Raw genomic sequence first — 17,258 nt, forward strand, 5'->3', positions numbered from 1 at the left:
AACTATTCAATATTAGGGATGCAAATATGTTCATTCATCGCGAAATTCAAGAGTACATTGCCTGTAATAAAACACAGCCCCCAGTAAGGCCTAAATCTCATAAAATTGCATGCTCGGGAATGGACCCAAGCAGACTATTGATAGGAGGGTGTCGTTGGTTTGTATCGAGTATTAGAGAGTATTACCCTGATATTTATCTAAAGTTATCCGGGAATACTGTTTTGTCGGATTGAAATTGATAAATCACCGTAAGAATTAGATGGTTAACGCCATAATTGAGATAAAATTACATTAGCTAATTCAATTGAACTATTAAGTAAAATTACGCTCCATTTCCAATGGTCTTGAGAGTTGTTTTGATTCTACTCCTTACAAGGACTACGACCAACTTAAAATTGTTGATAGTTTATCCCAAGGAATTTTCTCACAATCATCGGATGCAAATTGCATGATATTGAGATCAAAATAAGCACCTAGGCACTTCAATCTTTGAAAAAATATAGGTCAGTTTACTTCAAGTAAATTGCTGCAAAAAGGACAAAATGGCCAAAATCTGTCCCTGTATCAAATATTAATATAAAATTAGAGGTAAAATTTATTCTTATTTTCTATTATAAAGACTTGTGTTTCTATTTGGTTTTACTTGATTTAGACAATAAAAAACGTTCAAGATAAATTGACAGAGTGTGTTTCTCTGATTTACCTCCGATACATTCATTTGAGTGTGAATTGGTTGGGTTATGTATTTAATTGTTGATGAACAGCAGCTTGTAACTGATGGTTACGCGTCGGGATTCGAGCGTGAAGGCATTTCGACAAGTGGCTTTAGCCCCGATGATTTCCGGGATTGGTTAAATACTGCGCCAGATATTGAGTTTGAAGCAGTTGAGGCTATTTTAATTGGTGAGTTTGATGAACGGGAGAAATTTCCGCAGATTATTCGTCGTAGGTGCGCTCAGAAACCTGTGCTTGTTCTTAATAGTAATCCGGTTTTGGAACAGACACTAAAGTTGTTTGCAGCAGGTGTAGATGATGTTGTTCGTAAACCTGTTCACCCGCAAGAAATACTTGCGCGTGTGAGCGCGATTAAACGAAGAACAACAAACCAGGGCCTAAATGTCAAACTTGGAGATCTGACTGTCTACTTTGATGGGAAAGATCCGGAAATTATGGGGAAGACGTTACTGCTCCCTCGAAGAGAACGTCGCATTTTAGAATATCTTGCTCAAAACAATGGGCGACGTTTAACCAAAACGCAGATCTATAATTTTGTTTATGGAATATTTGAAAGCGAAGTTGATGAGAATGTGATCGAGAGTCACATTAGTAAGCTAAGAAAAAAACTGCGCGGTCAGATGGGGTATGATCCCATCGATTCAAAGCGTTACCTCGGTTATATTATAAACTCAATATGACAACAAAAAAGGGCTTAAAATATAGCCCTTTTTTGTTGTCATAATTTTTGGAACTGGTTCAGTTTAGAGAAGCTGAGCCAGTTCTGTAAATGCATCCTGGCTGGAGGGTGCTGCTAAATCTTGAACAAGGGCACTATAGATCTTCGGCGCAATTTCGATAGCTTGGTCCAAGACTGGATCTACGCCTGCTTTGTAGCCGCCCATCATTCGAAGGTCTTTTGTATCTTCAAATTTTGCAATCATTGCTTTCAATTTTGTGATGAGCTCGCGTTCCTGAGAAGACCAGCAGTTCTGAGCAAGTCGCGAAATTGAGGAAAGCACGTTTACCGCCGGATACCGGCCTTCTTCAGCTATGTGACGATCAAGTACAACATGTCCGTCGAGAAGTCCTCGGATATTGTCTGCAACAGGATCATTGTGGTCATCACCATCTACAAGAACAGAGAAAATAGCAGTCATCATGCCGCTTCCCTCTATCCCAGGGCCTGCGCGTTCCATCAGGAGAGGAAGTTCTGAGAAAACGCTAGGAGGATAGCCGCGAGAAAGAGCAGGCTCTCCAGCTGCTAGAGCCACGTCTCGTAAGGCGTGCGCATAACGGGTTACGCTATCTACGACGAGTAAAACAGACTGCCCTTGATCCCTGAAATGCTCGGCCACAGTAATTGCAGTTTTTGGGGCGAGGCGGCGCATCATTGGGCTTTCGTCACCTGTAGCGACGACGACGACCGACTTGGAAAGCTGATCTCCAAGCGTCTCCTCTACAAACTCCCTGACTTCACGTCCGCGTTCTCCAACCAACCCAATAACCACGGTATCGAATGAATTACTGCGCGCAATCATTGAAAGGAGCGTTGATTTTCCGACTCCTGAGCCAGCAAAGATCCCAAGCCTTTGTCCATGACAAAGTGGAGTGAACAGGTCCAATATCCGCACACCTGTCACTGCTGCATCTTTCACGCGTGCGCGGTGCACGGGAGGAGGAGGAGGGCGGTTGAAAGACGCCATGGCCGGTCCATCAGTCATAGGGCCAAGTCCATCAATTGGAGTGCCAAACGCATTAATGATACGCCCACGCCAACTGTTGTCAGGGTAGAAACTCAATTCTCCGCAACGCTTTACCTTTATGCCTATTCCTAGTTCAGAGCGTGAGGCATAAGGCTTGACAAGTACGCTGTCGGGTTCAATTCGAATAATCTCACCGAATTCCTCACCGCTACCGCTCTTGTAGGAAACTTGATCTCCGAGATTGACCCCGCCTGAAAGACCTTTAACCCTAAGATGATTAGGCGTGATCTCGCAAAGAGTGCCACTAACTTCAACTTTCCAGGTATTAGACGGAATCTGAGAGGTAAGATCTTGAATGCGATCAAGAGCAGTCATGTGTAACCTTATAGATAATTAGCTATTAGCGATTGTATTGCGATGCCGTTCTTGCAGTTTTCTTAACATGTCTTCCGGCAGTAGATTACGCGCGTCCAATGAGAGTTTGTCGACTTCAGGTAAACCAAAGGAAGCCGATTTAGCTTGTTCAGATGATGTGGTTGTGCCCTCGGTTTTTTTGTTGCCAGATAGTGCGTCCAAGAGCGTTTTTTCATTGCCGATAGCAAGGGGCTCGGCAGAAGCAACATTTCCAAACAGAGGAGGTATTTCTGTAGTTTTAACGGGAAGTATTGGGATGCCTCGTTGAATAGAACTCGTCATGTCAGGAGCCGAAACGATCTGCTTTCTGTTGATTTTTTGCTCGATGACATCAACTGAAACCGTACTCTTTTCCTGTGCAGCTGCAGCGTCCAAGACACCAGAGAGTTTCATCTCTGCCAAGTTTCCAGCAACTAAACCTGCCATACCAAGAGGGCCTGCGATCAGGCCGTATAACGAACTTCCTGCAACACGTGAGCGAACCGAGGCTTCATCACCCGTAATTTGACGGTAAAGTGTGTTTACGCCGGGAATATGCTGGAGAGGATTAATAATATCCAAAAGTTCACCAAGGCTAAAAGGCTTTGAACTTGAAGATGATTTTGCGGAACTGTGACCATTGGTTTTAGTATCACTCTCGGAGTTCGCTTGAATTGAACCAACCGGATTGATTGCCATTATCCACCTCCGAGTTTGCGAATTGTTTCCTGGCGAATGCTCTCAACGCTCTGCATCATGGAGTTTGTACTCTCAAACGCGCGCGTGATCGTGATTAGCTTTGTGATTTCCGAGATAGCATTGATGTTCGAGCCTTCGACATACCCCTGAGCGAAGCCATTTTCAGCAAAATCCAGAACGGGCTGAGCTTGTCTGTCTGGCACCACTCCAGAGTTGCCAGCTCGCGTAAGTTGAGCATTATCTGGGATTGAGAATAATCCCAATACTCCAACTTGGCTTCCGCCCTGGGAAATTGTTCCATCCTTGGAGATTTCTGGCGCACCACCGAGTGGGTCAAGGATAATGGGAGCATTGCCGCTGTCCAAAACGGGATTGCCTTCAATGCTTCTTAAGATCCCATCGATGCCAATTTGAAAACGACCATCCCGTGTATAGGCAATTCCATTGCCTGTTTGAATGCCAAGCCAACCTTTACCCTCAACAGCGACATCAAGAGAGTTGCCGGTCTGTTTGATGGAGCCTGCTTTTGTCGAAATATATTCCTTGCCGACAGACGAAAATGAAACGGAATCTTTACCGGGGCGTTTAACAAGGCTGTCGAATTTTACCTCGTCAGCGCGGTATCCTGCCGTTTCCATGTTGGCAACGTTTCTTGCAACTGTCTCGAGCCTGCGTTCAAGAGCCATTTGTCCAGAGAGAGAAATGTACAGAGAAGGGACTACCATGATCAGCCTCCGAACTTTATTGCATTCATTTGAGCTAAGGTGTTTGGATCGATTCCAAATCCGGCGGGCCCAAAGAGCTGAACAGAGGGCGAGATACTAATTCCATTTATGACATCATACAGGTTGACAAATTTTTCGATAAATTTGTCAAGTTTTTCAGGCTCTCGAAGGTTCTCGATTTTCAGCCTGCTCTCAATATACGCGGCCTGCCGGTCAATATCGGTTCCCACCAATTCATCGGGCATGCCAATGACAGTGCGAACGACTTCATACAGAGCCTGATCTCCCAGTATTTCAAAAGCTGAGACAATTTCAGGTATCTTTCTCTCAAAATAGAGAGCCAGGCGAACGCCATTGTTTTCAGAGCCTTCTTGCACCTCTAATGTCTGCTGGACGTACCTTTCGGTAATTCCACCTTGGGTCTTCGCAAAACTTGTTGTCGCGGACCCAAAACTTTCAAAGTCAAAAATTTCTGCGAATTCTTTATACCGCGGATCTACCAAGCTATTAGCATAGGAGTCTGGCTCGCTGACGCCTTCTTCCAATACCTTGCGCATCAATCCTTTAGCGTAGGACATGTCCTCCATGCCCATAGATTTCATCGCGTAATTAAAAATACGATCATCAGCTAAAAACTGCTCAATAGTTTCAATGCCTCTGATGTTGTCTAAGTAATACTTTGTTTCACGAGCATTCATTGGATCATTTGCTGTACGTTCTAGCGTTTGTTCCATATCGCGCGATAACATCGAATATCGTAAAGCAGTATCAAGCATAATTAACCCACTCGCTATTTATGCATTTAAAATGCGGGAGGTGGCTTGTCCGAAGCTGTAGGCCAAATCAGGGGCCTCTTAAAATTTTCAACACCAGTTTCAGACAAGTAAGCCCGGCTACCACAAAATATGAAGAGTGCTTGTCCGTTAGTTGTGTGGAGCGCAAGTTGAATATTTTAGTTGGCCTCGTGATCGTTATTGGATCCGTCATTGGTGGGTATGTGGCAATGGGTGGCTATATGAAGGTGCTATGGCAACCTTTTGAGCTGCTGATTATTGGAGGGGCCGCCTTTGGCACGTTTGTGGTAGCAAACACCTTCAAAACAATCAAAGATACTGGTCGCGGCATCCAGGAAGCTTTGATGAACGCAAAGCCCAAAAAACGCGACCATCTCGATACGCTAAGTGTGTTGTACGGTTTGATGCGCACCCTTCGTGCGAAAGGGCGTAATGATGTCGAGCAAATTATCGACAATCCTGCTGAGTCAGAGCTGTTCCAAAGGTTCCCTCTGGTTCTTGGGAATGCCTCGCTGACGAGTTTTATTTGTGACTATTTTCGTTTGATTGTGATCGGAAATGTGCGTCCACATGAAATCGAATCTTTGATGGATGAGGAACTGCACACGCTTGGTCGTGAGGAAATGAAGCCCTATCATGCCTTGAGTACAGTTGCTGAAACACTGCCTGCTTTAGGGATTGTCGCGGCGGTGTTGGGTATTGTAAAGGCAATGGGTGCAATTGATCAGGCCCCGGAAATTCTGGGTGGACTTATTGGTGCGGCACTTGTCGGTACATTTCTCGGTATTTTTCTCTCCTACGGTATCGTTAGTCCGATCGCTGTTATGGTTAAATCAGTCCGTGAGCAGCGCTACCGCCTGTATATTGAAGTAAAACAAACACTTCTCGCTTTTATGAATGGTGCTGCGCCTCAGATTGCGCTGGAGCATGGTCGTAAAACGGTCGGTGCCGATGATCGTCCATCTATCGATGAAGTCGAAGCCGAGACGATGAGTGCAGGGCCTGTGGTTTCAGCGGGAGGGGCAGCTTGATGGAGCCGCAAGAATCTGAAATGGGCGAAGAGTTGATGAGTGCGCAGAGCGCCAAACTCGATTTGCCTTCTCGTCTGTTGGATGCTGCGGGCCTTGGTGTCGATCGTTTGCCGATGTTGCATGTGGTCTTTGACCGTATGGCGCGTCAGTATATTGATACCCTTCGGCAGATGGCGGCCACAGCTCCGTATCTTGCCGTTCAGTCAGTGTCTAATGAGCGCATCGGAGATGCTCTGGAGCAATATGAGGATCGTGCCGTTGTCGCGGTTCTTCACGCTCAGGAATGGGACGCGCGTATTCTACTGGGCTTTGACCGGACCTTCATATTTTCGATGGTTGAAGTGCTGCTTGGTGGGGATGGCGAAGAGGAAGCTTTCCTTGAAGACCGCACCCTTACCAACGTAGAGCAACGCCTTGCTTACAGAATGTTTGAGGAAGCGGCGACTGCATTAGAGACAGCCTTTGAAGCTATTGCGGATACATCGTTGAAAGTCGAACGGTTGGAAAACCGCATGGAATTTGCGCAAACTGGTCGCAAGAGTAATCCGTGTGTTATCGCGAAAATGACAGCCGAAATTATCGGGCGTGAGGGTGAGATTTTCATCATCATTCCTCAATCGGTCTTGAATCCGCTCCGTGAAAATCTGACGCAAGTTCTTTCCGGTGAAGTCGCAGGTCGTGATACGCGCTGGACTAAGCAATTCCAGCAAGAAGTTCAACGTACTGAAGTTAAGCTCACTGCAATACTGGAAGAGCAACGTGTAACACTGGAAGAAATTGCACAGTACGAGGTTGGGTTGGTGCTGGAGTTGAATGCAACACCAAAAACCGCGGTCAAGTTAGAGTGTAACAGTCAGCCGTTATTTAACTGCCGTCTTGGTCAGGTTGCTGGGTCTTACACAGTACGTGTTGAAGAGTTGATTGAGCAGGAAGGGGAACTTCTAGATGATATCTTATCTAATTGATGGTTTTTTACTTTTAGCGCTTTTAATTACCACATGGCGTGTTGTTGTGATGTACCGGCAGTTGCAGAAATTGTCAGGCTATCACGAAGACTACCAGAGGATTTTTGATCAGACTTCAGAGGCTATGGACAATATTGGTCTGTCCTTGCAGGAGATCAGAGTTCGAGGAGAGGAGATCCTGACTAACCTGGGTCAGCGCATTGACGAAGCGCGTGAAACCACCGTCGATATCTCCGGTGTGATCCTGCAAGCGCAAACAGAAATGAAGGCGCTTCAGGAGCATATTGAATGGCTCAATAAACAGAGTGATGAAATCGGGATAAGTATGCAGGATGCGCCGGCTTTGCCAGGTGGTGATCGTGGAAATCGAAAAAAGACTATGCGCCCGACAAAAGTTAAACAAAAACCAGTGTCTTCTGTATCTGCAAATGCTGCAGCTTTGCTGCTGACGGGTGGTATTACCAAGCCCATGATTTCTGAAAACCAAGAGAATACAGCGGTATCTGCAATTGATAATCAAAACGTCAGAGTTCGAAAAGTTTCTTTCGGGCAGAGCGCCACATTCAGATCTGTAAGTGTAAAGGACGATGAAAGTCCTGTGAAGGAGAATGATCCGCAATGAGCAGCTCAAATGAAATGAGTGACGAAGCCCTCGCGTTGCAATGGGAAGCTGCTTCCTCTGAGGCAGATATGGACATGGACATGGAGGCGGCAATGTCTGCCACTCCATCTCAGCAAACCACGGCGGCTCCAGAAAGAGGCGTGAGTGATCAAAATGTTGACCGCAATCTCGATGCTGTTTTGGGCATCCCGGTGGACATGCAAGTGGTGCTTGGCTCTGCAACGATGCCCGTTGCAAGCTTGCTAAAACTCGGACGCGGTGCCGTTATTCCGCTCGATCACCGGGTAGGCGAGCCAGTTGATATCGTTGTGAATGGCCGTACTGTTGCTCGTGGTGAAATCGTGGTTGTTGAAGACGATAATTCACGGTTCGGCGTGTCGCTCACAGAGATTGTTGGCGCAAAAGGCAGTTATGCCTAACTGCACATAAATTGTGCTTGTTATAAATGTGTACCTGAGGCGCGTAGAGAATGAACAGTATTGTCCCTGCTGAAATGGGTGGCGTAATTTCCCGTAAGAATGGTCATCAAAAGGCAGCTGCTTTGTTGCTGGCTATGGGGAGTGATAAAGCTACTCGGGTGCTGAAGCATTTTGATCATGATGAGATGCGGATGATTATCCGCGCAGCAGCTGATTTGGGAACTGTTCCTGCAAGAGAACTTGATCTACTTATTGAAGAATTCATTGAGCTCTTCGCCGGTGGGGTCAATTTGTTTGGCACAGCCGAGGGGGCTGAAAACCTCCTGAAAGGCATTTTGCCTGAAGATCAGGTCGCCGAAATCATGTCTGACGTGATGGGCTATTCAAAGCGCTCTATTTGGGACAAAGTCTCTCAGATCTCGGAGCATGTTCTCTCTACGTACCTTCAAAAAGAGCATCCGCAAACGGCTGCGGTTATCCTTTCCAAAATATCGGCAAGCGGTGCTGCACGTGTGATCTCACAGATCCCACGAAGAAGACGTAACCAAATCGTGCGTCGCATGTTGACACTGAAGCCAATTGTTGAGGACGTCTTGGAAGAAGTGCAGAAAACTTTGCACGAAGATTTCATGGTAAACTTCGCAAGAACTGTTGGAACGGATGCGCACGTCCGTATGGCGGATATTCTCAATAAAATGGAACGAGATGATCTCGAAGATACCTTGAGTAACTTGAGAGAGGCTCTTCCAAAATCTGCAGAACAACTCTCTGGCTTGCTCTTCACCTTTGAAGATATTCAGAGTCTGGATCTGCGTACACGTACTGCTATCTTTGATGATGTAACGAGTGAAGTGATTACAGCTTCTCTTAAAGGGACTAATCCTGAGTTTAGACAGGCAATTCTGGCAAGTATGGCATCTCGTGCCCGCAGGATTGTGGAGAATGACCTCGCTTCTGGTGAGCCTATGGCACAGCGTGAAGTTATGGATGCGCGCCGAAGTATTACTGATCTGGCTCTTGAAAAGGCAAATGCCGGGGAGATCGATCTTGAGATTGGACGTGGAGAAGAGATCTACGTTTGATACTTGGTACATCTTCGTAATTTTGTCGTAAACTACCTTGAGAAGCAGCAGGTTTCATGTCTGAAGATCAAGATCCTGAGAGTAAAACCCAGGAACCCACAGAGAAGAAGGTTCGTGATGCTTTAGAAAAGGGCAATATGCCCGTTTCTAAAGAGGCATCTGTGCTTGCGTCTTTTCTAGCTTTACTGCTTATCTTCGCCTTTATCGCCGTGGATAAAGCGCAAAGATTGGTGCAGTTTCTGAGTTGGTTTCTGGATAATCCAGGAGAGATACATTTTGTCAGTTCTGCTGAGCCACTACAACTTATGACAGCTGTATCCATGGAGCTCGTCTGGTTTCTCGGACCAATTGTAGCTTTGTTGATTTCCTTCGGATTAGCGTCGGCGTTTATGCAAAATGCTCCGCAACTGGTATTTGATCGCATCGAACCTAAGCTCAGTAAAATCTCTCTGAAAAAGGGTCTGGGGCGACTGTTTAGTGTCAATGGTGCGATGGAGTTTGTAAAATCCCTATTCAAACTCATAACCGTAGTCGTTGTGGCAGCTACTGTCCTTAAATCACAACAGGCTGTTGCATTGACTACAATGTACAGTGACCCAAGCCAGTTACCTCATGTGATCCTATCAGTTGCTATGACGTTGCTGTCAGGGATCTGCATAGCGACGATATTCTTGGTCGGCTTCGATCTGGTCCTGTCTAGATTTCAATGGCGCAAGAACTTGCGTATGTCCCATCAGGAGCTGAAGGACGAATTCAAACAAGCTGAGGGTGATCCCCTGGTCAAAGCGCGGTTGCGGTCTTTGTCCCGAGATAGAGCACGCAAACGCATGATGTCCTCTGTCCAGGATGCAACTGTGGTTGTTGCCAATCCAACTCACTTTGCGATTGCGCTGTATTATGAGCGTGATGGGGATGTTGCCCCTAAAGTTGTAGCAAAGGGTCAGGATATAATTGCGCTCAAAATTAAAGAATTAGCGTACATACATGATGTTCCTGTTGTTGAAGATCGATCATTGGCGCGTTCCCTTTATGCTGCCGTAGAAATAGATCAAAGTATTCCAGAGGAATATTACAGGGCAGTTGCGGAAATTATTTCATATGTGTATTTAAAACGTTAGAGACTTATGAGTAGCATGAGGTTTTGCCAAAAGAGGGTGTTTTGTCTGCAGTAGCTAACTTGAAAGAAAGTAGTCTTCCGGAAAAAACTGAGGATGTTTTGCGGGAAGCGCTTATTGCTGAAGCGATGAAACCGATTGCAGCCGAATTGCGACTTTGCGACCTTTCATCTCTCGCGCGGCATATTCTATCAAATGAAGCTGCGAACCTCCAGGATTTGCTGGAATCTTCAACTGAACTTTATTTCAAGCCTGATGCTCTTACCTACGCTGGATCTTCGTCAATAGATTTAAACTGGAATGGGGACGTCACTGTCTGCTTGCAAATGAAATTTTCAGGTGGCGGTGTGAATGTCATGTTTCACCTGTTTTTATTGGCGCTTAACTCTGCTGTCGATGTAAGATTTATTGCATTTGAGCAGCCTTGCGAGGACCGACAGGAAAATACAAAACAGCTGGAAACGGCTCTTTTGGACGCGCGCGTAAGTATGAAAATATAATTTTAGTTATTTATTAACTTAAAATTTTAAGATAAATATTTGTACTTGACTTACTAAGTATTACTTTTTCTTATTCTCACTAATATTGATTTCGCCAGCTACAGACAAGATTTGGCTGTTAGGAAACTACTGCAAATTTTTGTGGTGGAGTGGAATTTTTGGAGCCTGTATATCTTTTCAGTTTGGCCTCGCGACAAAATTCTTGGTTGTCCGTTCGTCAGTCAACCATTTCCGAAAATATCGCGAATGTAGATACACCAGGTTTTGCTAGCAAGGATGTTGAGCCATTTAAGGATGTTCTTGACAAAACCAGTATGCAAATGGCTGCAACGCAATCTGGTCATATTAGTGAAACCGGGTCTAATTCTCGTCAGGTCCGTGTTGATGATAGTGAAGCTTGGCAAGTGACCGTTTCAGATAATTCGGTGTCGCTTGAGCAGGAGCTCATTAAAGCGGGGGAGGTCACCCGGCAGCACTCCCTTAATACACAGCTTGTCGGTTCTTTCTATAGCATGATGAAGTCTAGTCTCGGGAGATGATGAGTATGATTGATCCGCTTACAGCGTCGTTGCGAATTTCCTCTTCCGGTTTAAGAGTTCAATCTCAACGTATGCGCGTTGTTTCCGAGAACTTGGCAAACGTTCAGTCTACAGGTGATACACCGGGTGCTGCTCCATATCAGCGCAAAACGATTACCTTTCAAAGTGAAGTGGATCGTGCGTTGGACGCGAATATTGTCTCTGTCAAAAACATTGGCGCAGACAAGGGTGATTATCGGATTGAGTTTGATCCGTCGCATCCTGCCGCAGACGAAAACGGCAACGTGAAATACCCGAACGTGAATACGCTTATTGAGCTTGCAGATATGCGAGAAGCCTCTCGTTCTTATGAGGCTGGGCTCCAAATGATGGTGAAATCTCGAGAAATGATTACTCGTACAATCGATATGTTGAGGAGCCGGTAATGGTGGATTTTTCAGCGCTGGGTTCAGTGTCTCGTGTATCTACGTTTACCAGTGGTGTAAATGATGTCTCCTCCACCTCTCGTACTCGCCAGTACTTGGTTGGTGGTGCGCAAGGTGTGCAGGAAACTCAAGGTAGTTTTGCTGATACCATGGCCAATGTCGTGCGTGAAACTGCCGGTGATTTAAGAACGGCAGAAGCGACATCGGTCGCAGCAGTTCGCGGCGATGTTTCTGCACAAAAAGTCGTTGAGGCTGTAATGAAGGCTGAGCTTTCCTTGAAAAGTGCAGTTGCAGTGCGTGACAAGGTCGTCGAAGCCTATCAAGAATTCGCTCGCATGAGCATTTAAGTGTTTGAAGGAAAGTATCTCCCATGAAAGCTCTTGCAATTGCGGCGACGGGTATGTCGGCTCAGCAAAAAAATCTCGAAGTTATCGCCAATAACATCGCGAATATGAATACCACTGCCTTTAAGGCTTCCCGCGCTGAGTTTTCTGATTTGCTTTATCAGACAGATCGTGTTGCAGGGGTTTCAAATCGAGGTGGAGAAGCTTCTGTGCCGGAGGGCATTCAGCAAGGGCTTGGTGTTAAGACTGCCGCTGTTCGTAAGCTGAATGTCCAAGGGGCTTTACAGCAAACCAACAATGCGTTTGATCTCGCTATTGATGGCCAGGGCTGGTTTGAAATTAACGGACCAGATGGCGAGGCGCTTTACACACGTGCTGGCGCATTTAACGTAAATGGTGAAGGTTCGCTGGTTACGCTGGATGGCTATGAGGTTCAACCGGGTATTTCGGTGCCTGTCGAAGCTGTGAAGATTAGTATCAATGAAAGCGGCGAGGTATTTGCAACTTATGCAGATGGTAATCCAGCCACGAGCATTGGTCAGCTTAACCTGAATAGTTTTGTGAACGATGCTGGTTTGAAGGCTCTTGGTGGTAATTTGTTCCGCGAAACCATTGCCTCAGGCGCGCCAAATACCGGCATCGCAGGCGAGGGGTCTCTTGGTGTTATCCATCAGGGGTACCTTGAAGGTGCCAACGTTGATCCAGTTAAGGAAATTACTAGCTTGATCAGCGCTCAACGTGGGTATGAGATGAATTCCAAGGTGATTCAGGCGGCTGATGATATGGCCGGAACTGTTTCCAAGGGCATTCGCTAGGGCGCATATATGAGTGCTTCAAAGCCGATTTTTCGAATATTATTTTTTGTATGCTGTATGCCTTTGGTTTCAAACTTGGCTTTAGCTGCAGGTGGACGGGAAGTTGTTAAGCTTCCCGTGCCGGCCATGATGATTTATCCGGGCGACAAAATTGAAGCTGGAATGCTTCGACAGAATGGGTTTTTTAAAAGGTCGGTCGCCCAGTTGTCAGTCGTCAAGCGTATTGAGGACGTTATTGGCTTGGAAGCGCGCCGAACCCTATTTCCCGGAAAGCTCATTCCTAACAATGCAGTGCAGGATCCGATTGTTATTAAGCGTGGATCGTCTGTCCTATTGGTTTTTAGGGAAAACGGGTTGGAAATTCGCGTCATTGTAGAAGCTCAAGAATCTGGATCTGCCGGCGCAAACATCAGGGCGCGTAACCCTGATACCGGTTTAAGTGTTTTGGGCAAGGTGCAGGTAGATGGCTCTTTGCTTGCTGAAGGGGATTAATATCGTGCGTTGCTCTGTAGGTCATTCTCTGAAAGTTTTATGTTTTGTCTTTCTTGCGGTATTTGTAACTCTGGAAAGCGCATCGGCTCTCGTTCGCATTAAAGATATAGCTGATCTACGCGGAATGCGTTCCAATCAGCTGGTTGGCTATGGTATTGTCATCGGGTTGAATGGAACCGGCGATACTATGCGAAACTCTCCATTCACTGAGCAATCCTTACAATCCATGTTGGAGCGTATGGGAGTGAATGTTAGAGAATCTCGTCTTAGTTCCCGCAATGTTGCTGCCGTTGTCGTTACGGCTGAGCTGCCACCCTTTATTGGAAATGGTGCACGGATTGATATGTCCGTTGGGTCTCTTGGGGATGCTAAATCCCTCCAGGGCGGAACTCTGCTGGTAACGCCTCTGATGGGTGCGGACGGAAATGTCTACGCAGTTGGACAGGGATCTGTTTCGGTATCTGGTTTTAGTGCAGAAGGTGATGCCGCGAGTGTAACGCAAGGTGTTCCAACCTCTGGTTATGTCCCAAATGGTGCATTGATTGAAAAAACGCTCCCAGACTATTTCTCATCTTTGCCGCAGTTGGTGCTGGAGCTTAAAAATCCAGATTTCAAAACTGCGGTACGAATGACAGATGCTATCAATGCATTTTCTTTAAACCGATACGGCTTAAAGCTCGCCAGTGAGCTCGATTATCGATCTGTTCAGGTTCAGCGCCCCGCAGGTATTAGTTCTGTTCGGTTCATCTCCCAGATTGAAGGTTTGATGGTTCAGCCAGATAGCCCAGCAAGAGTGGTGGTGGACGAGAGAACCGGAACCGTCGTGATTGGCCAGAATGTGCGCATTTCGACTGTTGCTGTTACACATGGAAATCTGACAGTCCGTGTTTCTGAGCGTCCCGAAGTTTCTCAGCCGTCTCCTTTTTCTCAGCAAGGTGAAACAACGGTTGTGCCTCGGACTGACGTCGATGTTGTGCAGGAAGACGGTCAGCTTCAGCTTATTGGAGGCACCGATTTGCAAACGCTCGTCAGAGGGTTGAATCGGATTGGTCTCAAACCGAGCGGAATTATTGCGATTTTGCAGGCGATTAAGCAGGCAGGTGCTCTTCAGGCAACTTTGGTGGTCAAGTAGAACTGTTCCCTCAATGGACAAGCCACGGGCAAGCTTGTGGCGTCAATGTACCGCTAAACCTATTGGAACTGAGTTGTAATGCCCGTCCTTATGCTCTCTACGAAGAAATTTTCTCCTCTTATGTGCGCAGTGGCCTCTGTCGGCTTTTGTATGTTGCTTGCTACTGCGCAGGCACAGGATGCAGAGCCGGAAGTGGAGGACCTCACCACTGCTATCGAGCAAGCTAAGAATTACTGCGAAGCCGTGGCCGATCAGGCCAAAGAAGCGCGTATCGCTTGGCAGATGAGAGCTTTGTTTGATGTTGAACAACAGATGAAAGCGAAAATCGCAGAGCTGGATGTGAAAATTTCTGAATTGCGGAGCTGGGTGAAGCGGCGCGATGATATTTTGCGACGTGCCGAGGGGCATGTGGTTGATATTTATGCGAATATGCGCCCCGATGCAGCCGCTCTCCAGCTCACAGCGCTTGATGATGAGACTGCAATCTCAATTCTCCTGCAAATGAAAGCTCGAAAAGCAAGTTCTGTGCTTGCCGAGCTTGAAGCAGAGCGTGCGGCCTATCTCACGGATTTGATGGCAGAATTTACAACCCGAAAAGCGAATACTAAGAATTTGGGAGTGTCACAGTGAAGCGCGTTCTTATTTGTTTCCTTGCCGCTATTTCACTCGCCGGCTGCAATGCCATGAAGAATATTGGACAAGAGCCACAGTTGACACCGCTTGGGCAAGGGCTTCAGCCAAATGTTTCAAGTTTGCCTGCGACGCCGTCAAAAACCGGTGGGCGGGCCAATCGTGCTTATCACGGTCTTTGGACTGATGGGGAACAGGACTTCTTCCGCGATCCCAGAGCAAAACAGATTGGTGATGTTCTGACAGTTGCGATTAAAATCAACGACAAAGCCAAACTGGATAACTCTAGTGAGCGAAAGCGGAAATCTGAACGTTCTACCGGTTTAAAAGGAGCCTTTTCCTGGGCTGATGTTGATGCAGGGGAAGCGGGTGCAAGTTTTACCGGTTCCGGAGCAACCAGCAGTAAAGGCGAAGGTGCGATTGATCGTAGCGAAGAAATCGATCTATCAATTGCTGCAGTTGTAACCAAAGTTCTTGCAAATGGTAATCTGATTATCTCAGGGCAACAGGAAGTGCGTGTAAACTATGAAATTCGCGTTCTCTCTGTTGCTGGAATTGTCAGACCTGAAGATATCACTGGTCGGAATACTATACCCTACGACAAAATCGCTGAAGCGCGTGTGTCTTATGGTGGACGGGGTCGCGTGACAGAGATGCAGCAACCAAGTGTCGGTCAGCAACTTCTTGATATCATTAGTCCATTATGAAGGAGGAGACCATGGCTCTTCAATCGCGGCAAAATGTCTCCGAAAATTCCTGGAAGGGAATTATCTTCGCCGGACTTATTGTGACTGCCTGCGCCGGTGTCGGTGGAATGGCGATGGGGTCTGCCTTGGTAGATACGGTTCATAGTAAATATCTGGACGATCAGAAGACGACAAGTGGTGCTCTCATTAATCCGGAGTACACAAAAGGTAATCAGATCGTTGCTCTGAAGCCGATTGTAACGAACTTGCTTTCCTCTTCAAGTAACTGGATCCGTATCGAGGCATCTGTTGTATTGAAGAAAAGCGATGTCGAGGGACAAGATAACTCTTTGCTGATTAAGCAAGTTGAGCAAGACTTGTTACTCTATGCCAGAACCTTAGGTCCACGTCAGTTAGAAGGCACTCGCGGGCTGTTGCGTCTGCGCGACGATCTTAATGAGCGCGCTAAGATGCGGGGTGGGGAAATCCTACGAGAATTAGTCCTCGAATCTGTGGTCATACAATAATGCGTTGTCTTGCGTTTTTTACGGGTTTTATGAGTTTATTTGCGTTGTTATTGGTGTCACCAGCTTCAGCGCAGGATATAAATTTGAGTGACCTTTTGCCAGCTGGTCAAGCCTCTGCAAGTGGCCGCATAATCCAATATGTGATGGTTTTGACGGTGCTGTCTTTGGCGCCGGGAATCCTCATCATGGTGACCAGCTTTACTCGGTTTGTCGTCGCACTTTCTTTCCTACGCTCTGGTATTGGTCTGCAAACGACACCTGCAAACATTATCCTTATCTCGCTTGCGCTATTCATGACGTTTTACGTGATGGCACCAACATTTGACCAAGCGTGGAAAAATGGTTTGCAGCCCTTGATCAAAGAGCAGATCACGGAGGAGGTTGCTTATAAGGAAATGACAAAACCGTTTCGCAGTTTCATGCTCGATAATGTTCGTGAAAAAGATCTGGTCTTGTTTGATGATCTGGCTGTGAGTGCATTTGACTACAAAAAGGATGCGCCGATCGAGGAGCTGGATCTCAGAGTGCTGATCCCCGCCTTCTTGATATCGGAGTTGAGGCGCGGATTTGAGATTGGTTTTCTCATCGCCCTGCCATTTGTCGTCATTGATATGATCGTTGCGACGCTCACTATGTCGATGGGGATGATGATGCTTCCTCCAACGGTTATTTCTCTGCCCTTCAAAGTGCTTTTCTTTGTTCTGATAGATGGGTGGTATTTACTAACTGGTGGTCTGATACGATCCTTTACTTAGCCTTAACCAAAGAAAGCCCCAATCCGGGGCTTTTTTCTTGTCTAAGCAACAGAGTCAGTTTTACGCAAGTTTGATGAGGCAATCTTTAATCCTGTTACAGTCTTTGACTATTCAAAGTGCATGATGCAACTCTGTAGCTCCGGGAATT

Annotated in this window: 21 protein-coding genes and 1 pseudogene; 18 read left to right on the plus strand and 4 right to left on the minus strand. The window is 46.5% G+C overall.

Annotation, left to right across the window (positions count from 1 at the left end; translation table 11 throughout):
- Nucleotides 1–740: 740 nt before the first annotated feature.
- Nucleotides 741–1,415: a response regulator transcription factor gene (locus tag BLS62_RS09350; RefSeq protein ID WP_093179762.1), complete on the plus strand. Its 675-nt coding sequence runs from the start codon at nucleotides 741–743 to the stop codon at nucleotides 1,413–1,415.
- A 63-nt stretch (nucleotides 1,416–1,478) separates the two neighbouring features.
- On the opposite strand, the gene fliI is transcribed toward BLS62_RS09350, so the two are convergent.
- From fliI to BLS62_RS09370, 4 genes are read right to left on the minus strand one after another with little or no spacing between them, the layout of a single operon-like run.
- Nucleotides 1,479–2,795, minus strand: a complete 1,317-nt coding sequence (gene fliI / locus BLS62_RS09355; RefSeq protein ID WP_093179765.1) for a flagellar protein export ATPase FliI — start codon at nucleotides 2,793–2,795, stop codon at nucleotides 1,479–1,481.
- 18 nt (nucleotides 2,796–2,813) lie between these two features.
- On the minus strand, nucleotides 2,814–3,512 hold the full coding sequence (locus tag BLS62_RS09360; protein ID WP_093179770.1) for a hypothetical protein: 699 nt from the start codon (nucleotides 3,510–3,512) through the stop codon (nucleotides 2,814–2,816).
- A complete protein-coding gene (flgF, locus tag BLS62_RS09365) occupies nucleotides 3,512–4,237 on the minus strand; it encodes a flagellar basal-body rod protein FlgF (protein ID WP_093179774.1) in 726 nt (241 codons plus the stop codon). The genes BLS62_RS09360 and flgF overlap by 1 nt, the downstream gene beginning before the upstream one ends.
- A 2-nt stretch (nucleotides 4,238–4,239) precedes the next feature.
- Entirely contained in the window at nucleotides 4,240–5,013 is a 774-nt protein-coding gene (locus tag BLS62_RS09370; protein ID WP_093179777.1) for a DUF1217 domain-containing protein, read from the minus strand.
- A gap of 167 nt (nucleotides 5,014–5,180) precedes the next feature.
- On the opposite strand from BLS62_RS09370, the gene motA reads away from it, so the two are divergent.
- The 17 genes and pseudogenes from motA to fliP all read left to right on the plus strand — a co-directional run bounded on the left by motA (nucleotide 5,181) and on the right by fliP (nucleotide 17,110).
- Complete coding sequence (gene motA, locus BLS62_RS09375) at nucleotides 5,181–6,062, plus strand: flagellar motor stator protein MotA (protein ID WP_093188692.1); 882 nt, start codon at nucleotides 5,181–5,183, stop codon at nucleotides 6,060–6,062.
- The gene (locus BLS62_RS09380; protein WP_093179781.1) at nucleotides 6,062–7,027 is read left to right on the plus strand and encodes a flagellar motor switch protein FliM; all 966 of its coding nucleotides are present in this window, start codon (nucleotides 6,062–6,064) and stop codon (nucleotides 7,025–7,027) included. Before motA ends, BLS62_RS09380 begins: the two co-directional genes overlap by 1 nt.
- Complete coding sequence (locus tag BLS62_RS09385; protein ID WP_093179784.1) at nucleotides 7,008–7,649, plus strand: hypothetical protein; 642 nt, start codon at nucleotides 7,008–7,010, stop codon at nucleotides 7,647–7,649. The genes BLS62_RS09380 and BLS62_RS09385 overlap by 20 nt, the downstream gene beginning before the upstream one ends.
- A gap of 164 nt (nucleotides 7,650–7,813) precedes the next feature.
- A pseudogene (gene fliN / locus BLS62_RS32820) lies at nucleotides 7,814–8,068 on the plus strand (flagellar motor switch protein FliN); the annotation flags it as partial.
- Between the two features lie 50 nt (nucleotides 8,069–8,118).
- The gene (locus BLS62_RS09395; RefSeq protein WP_093179791.1) at nucleotides 8,119–9,150 is read left to right on the plus strand and encodes a flagellar motor switch protein FliG; all 1,032 of its coding nucleotides are present in this window, start codon (nucleotides 8,119–8,121) and stop codon (nucleotides 9,148–9,150) included.
- A 56-nt stretch (nucleotides 9,151–9,206) separates the two neighbouring features.
- Nucleotides 9,207–10,268: a flagellar biosynthesis protein FlhB gene (flhB, locus tag BLS62_RS09400; RefSeq protein ID WP_093179794.1), complete on the plus strand. Its 1,062-nt coding sequence runs from the start codon at nucleotides 9,207–9,209 to the stop codon at nucleotides 10,266–10,268.
- A gap of 41 nt (nucleotides 10,269–10,309) precedes the next feature.
- Complete coding sequence (locus BLS62_RS09405; protein WP_208990777.1) at nucleotides 10,310–10,765, plus strand: hypothetical protein; 456 nt, start codon at nucleotides 10,310–10,312, stop codon at nucleotides 10,763–10,765.
- Nucleotides 10,766–10,923: 158 nt separating this feature from the next.
- A complete protein-coding gene (flgB, locus tag BLS62_RS09410; RefSeq protein WP_093179797.1) occupies nucleotides 10,924–11,304 on the plus strand; it encodes a flagellar basal body rod protein FlgB in 381 nt (126 codons plus the stop codon).
- A 5-nt stretch (nucleotides 11,305–11,309) separates the two neighbouring features.
- Complete coding sequence (flgC, locus tag BLS62_RS09415; RefSeq protein WP_093188698.1) at nucleotides 11,310–11,729, plus strand: flagellar basal body rod protein FlgC; 420 nt, start codon at nucleotides 11,310–11,312, stop codon at nucleotides 11,727–11,729.
- Nucleotides 11,729–12,076, plus strand: a complete 348-nt coding sequence (locus BLS62_RS09420; protein WP_093179800.1) for a flagellar hook-basal body complex protein FliE — start codon at nucleotides 11,729–11,731, stop codon at nucleotides 12,074–12,076. Before flgC ends, BLS62_RS09420 begins: the two co-directional genes overlap by 1 nt.
- A gap of 23 nt (nucleotides 12,077–12,099) precedes the next feature.
- The gene (flgG, locus tag BLS62_RS09425) at nucleotides 12,100–12,888 is read left to right on the plus strand and encodes a flagellar basal-body rod protein FlgG (protein WP_093179803.1); all 789 of its coding nucleotides are present in this window, start codon (nucleotides 12,100–12,102) and stop codon (nucleotides 12,886–12,888) included.
- Nucleotides 12,889–12,963: 75 nt separating this feature from the next.
- Nucleotides 12,964–13,380 (plus strand): flagellar basal body P-ring formation chaperone FlgA, encoded by a 417-nt coding sequence (gene flgA, locus BLS62_RS09430; protein WP_208990778.1) that lies wholly within the window; start codon nucleotides 12,964–12,966, stop codon nucleotides 13,378–13,380.
- Nucleotides 13,381–13,450: 70 nt separating this feature from the next.
- Nucleotides 13,451–14,512 (plus strand): flagellar basal body P-ring protein FlgI, encoded by a 1,062-nt coding sequence (gene flgI, locus BLS62_RS09435; protein ID WP_244283631.1) that lies wholly within the window; start codon nucleotides 13,451–13,453, stop codon nucleotides 14,510–14,512.
- Nucleotides 14,513–14,590: 78 nt separating this feature from the next.
- Nucleotides 14,591–15,142: a MotE family protein gene (locus BLS62_RS09440; RefSeq protein ID WP_093179807.1), complete on the plus strand. Its 552-nt coding sequence runs from the start codon at nucleotides 14,591–14,593 to the stop codon at nucleotides 15,140–15,142.
- Complete coding sequence (flgH, locus tag BLS62_RS09445; protein ID WP_093179809.1) at nucleotides 15,139–15,849, plus strand: flagellar basal body L-ring protein FlgH; 711 nt, start codon at nucleotides 15,139–15,141, stop codon at nucleotides 15,847–15,849. Before BLS62_RS09440 ends, flgH begins: the two co-directional genes overlap by 4 nt.
- Before the next feature lie 11 nt (nucleotides 15,850–15,860).
- Nucleotides 15,861–16,355 (plus strand): flagellar basal body-associated FliL family protein, encoded by a 495-nt coding sequence (locus BLS62_RS09450; protein WP_159436514.1) that lies wholly within the window; start codon nucleotides 15,861–15,863, stop codon nucleotides 16,353–16,355.
- Nucleotides 16,355–17,110, plus strand: a complete 756-nt coding sequence (gene fliP / locus BLS62_RS09455) for a flagellar type III secretion system pore protein FliP (protein WP_093179814.1) — start codon at nucleotides 16,355–16,357, stop codon at nucleotides 17,108–17,110. Before BLS62_RS09450 ends, fliP begins: the two co-directional genes overlap by 1 nt.
- Nucleotides 17,111–17,258: the final 148 nt, after the last annotated feature.

Source organism: Pseudovibrio sp. Tun.PSC04-5.I4 (assembly GCF_900104145.1).
Taxonomy (GTDB): domain Bacteria; phylum Pseudomonadota; class Alphaproteobacteria; order Rhizobiales; family Stappiaceae; genus Pseudovibrio.

Bases quoted from the DNA above. Each gene is read 5' to 3' on its own strand.
- BLS62_RS09350 (WP_093179762.1), top strand. From the start codon at position 741: ATGTATTTAATTGTTGATGAACAGCAGCTTGTAACTGATGGTTACGCG.
- fliI (WP_093179765.1), bottom strand. From the start codon at position 2,795: ATGACTGCTCTTGATCGCATTCAAGATCTTACCTCTCAGATTCCGTCT.
- BLS62_RS09360 (WP_093179770.1), bottom strand. From the start codon at position 3,512: ATGGCAATCAATCCGGTTGGTTCAATTCAAGCGAACTCCGAGAGTGAT.
- flgF (WP_093179774.1), bottom strand. From the start codon at position 4,237: ATGGTAGTCCCTTCTCTGTACATTTCTCTCTCTGGACAAATGGCTCTT.
- BLS62_RS09370 (WP_093179777.1), bottom strand. From the start codon at position 5,013: ATGCTTGATACTGCTTTACGATATTCGATGTTATCGCGCGATATGGAA.
- BLS62_RS09380 (WP_093179781.1), top strand. From the start codon at position 6,062: ATGGAGCCGCAAGAATCTGAAATGGGCGAAGAGTTGATGAGTGCGCAG.
- BLS62_RS09385 (WP_093179784.1), top strand. From the start codon at position 7,008: ATGATATCTTATCTAATTGATGGTTTTTTACTTTTAGCGCTTTTAATT.
- BLS62_RS09395 (WP_093179791.1), top strand. From the start codon at position 8,119: ATGAACAGTATTGTCCCTGCTGAAATGGGTGGCGTAATTTCCCGTAAG.
- flhB (WP_093179794.1), top strand. From the start codon at position 9,207: ATGTCTGAAGATCAAGATCCTGAGAGTAAAACCCAGGAACCCACAGAG.
- flgC (WP_093188698.1), top strand. From the start codon at position 11,310: ATGATTGATCCGCTTACAGCGTCGTTGCGAATTTCCTCTTCCGGTTTA.
- BLS62_RS09420 (WP_093179800.1), top strand. From the start codon at position 11,729: ATGGTGGATTTTTCAGCGCTGGGTTCAGTGTCTCGTGTATCTACGTTT.
- flgG (WP_093179803.1), top strand. From the start codon at position 12,100: ATGAAAGCTCTTGCAATTGCGGCGACGGGTATGTCGGCTCAGCAAAAA.
- BLS62_RS09440 (WP_093179807.1), top strand. From the start codon at position 14,591: ATGCCCGTCCTTATGCTCTCTACGAAGAAATTTTCTCCTCTTATGTGC.
- BLS62_RS09450 (WP_159436514.1), top strand. From the start codon at position 15,861: ATGGCTCTTCAATCGCGGCAAAATGTCTCCGAAAATTCCTGGAAGGGA.
- fliP (WP_093179814.1), top strand. From the start codon at position 16,355: ATGCGTTGTCTTGCGTTTTTTACGGGTTTTATGAGTTTATTTGCGTTG.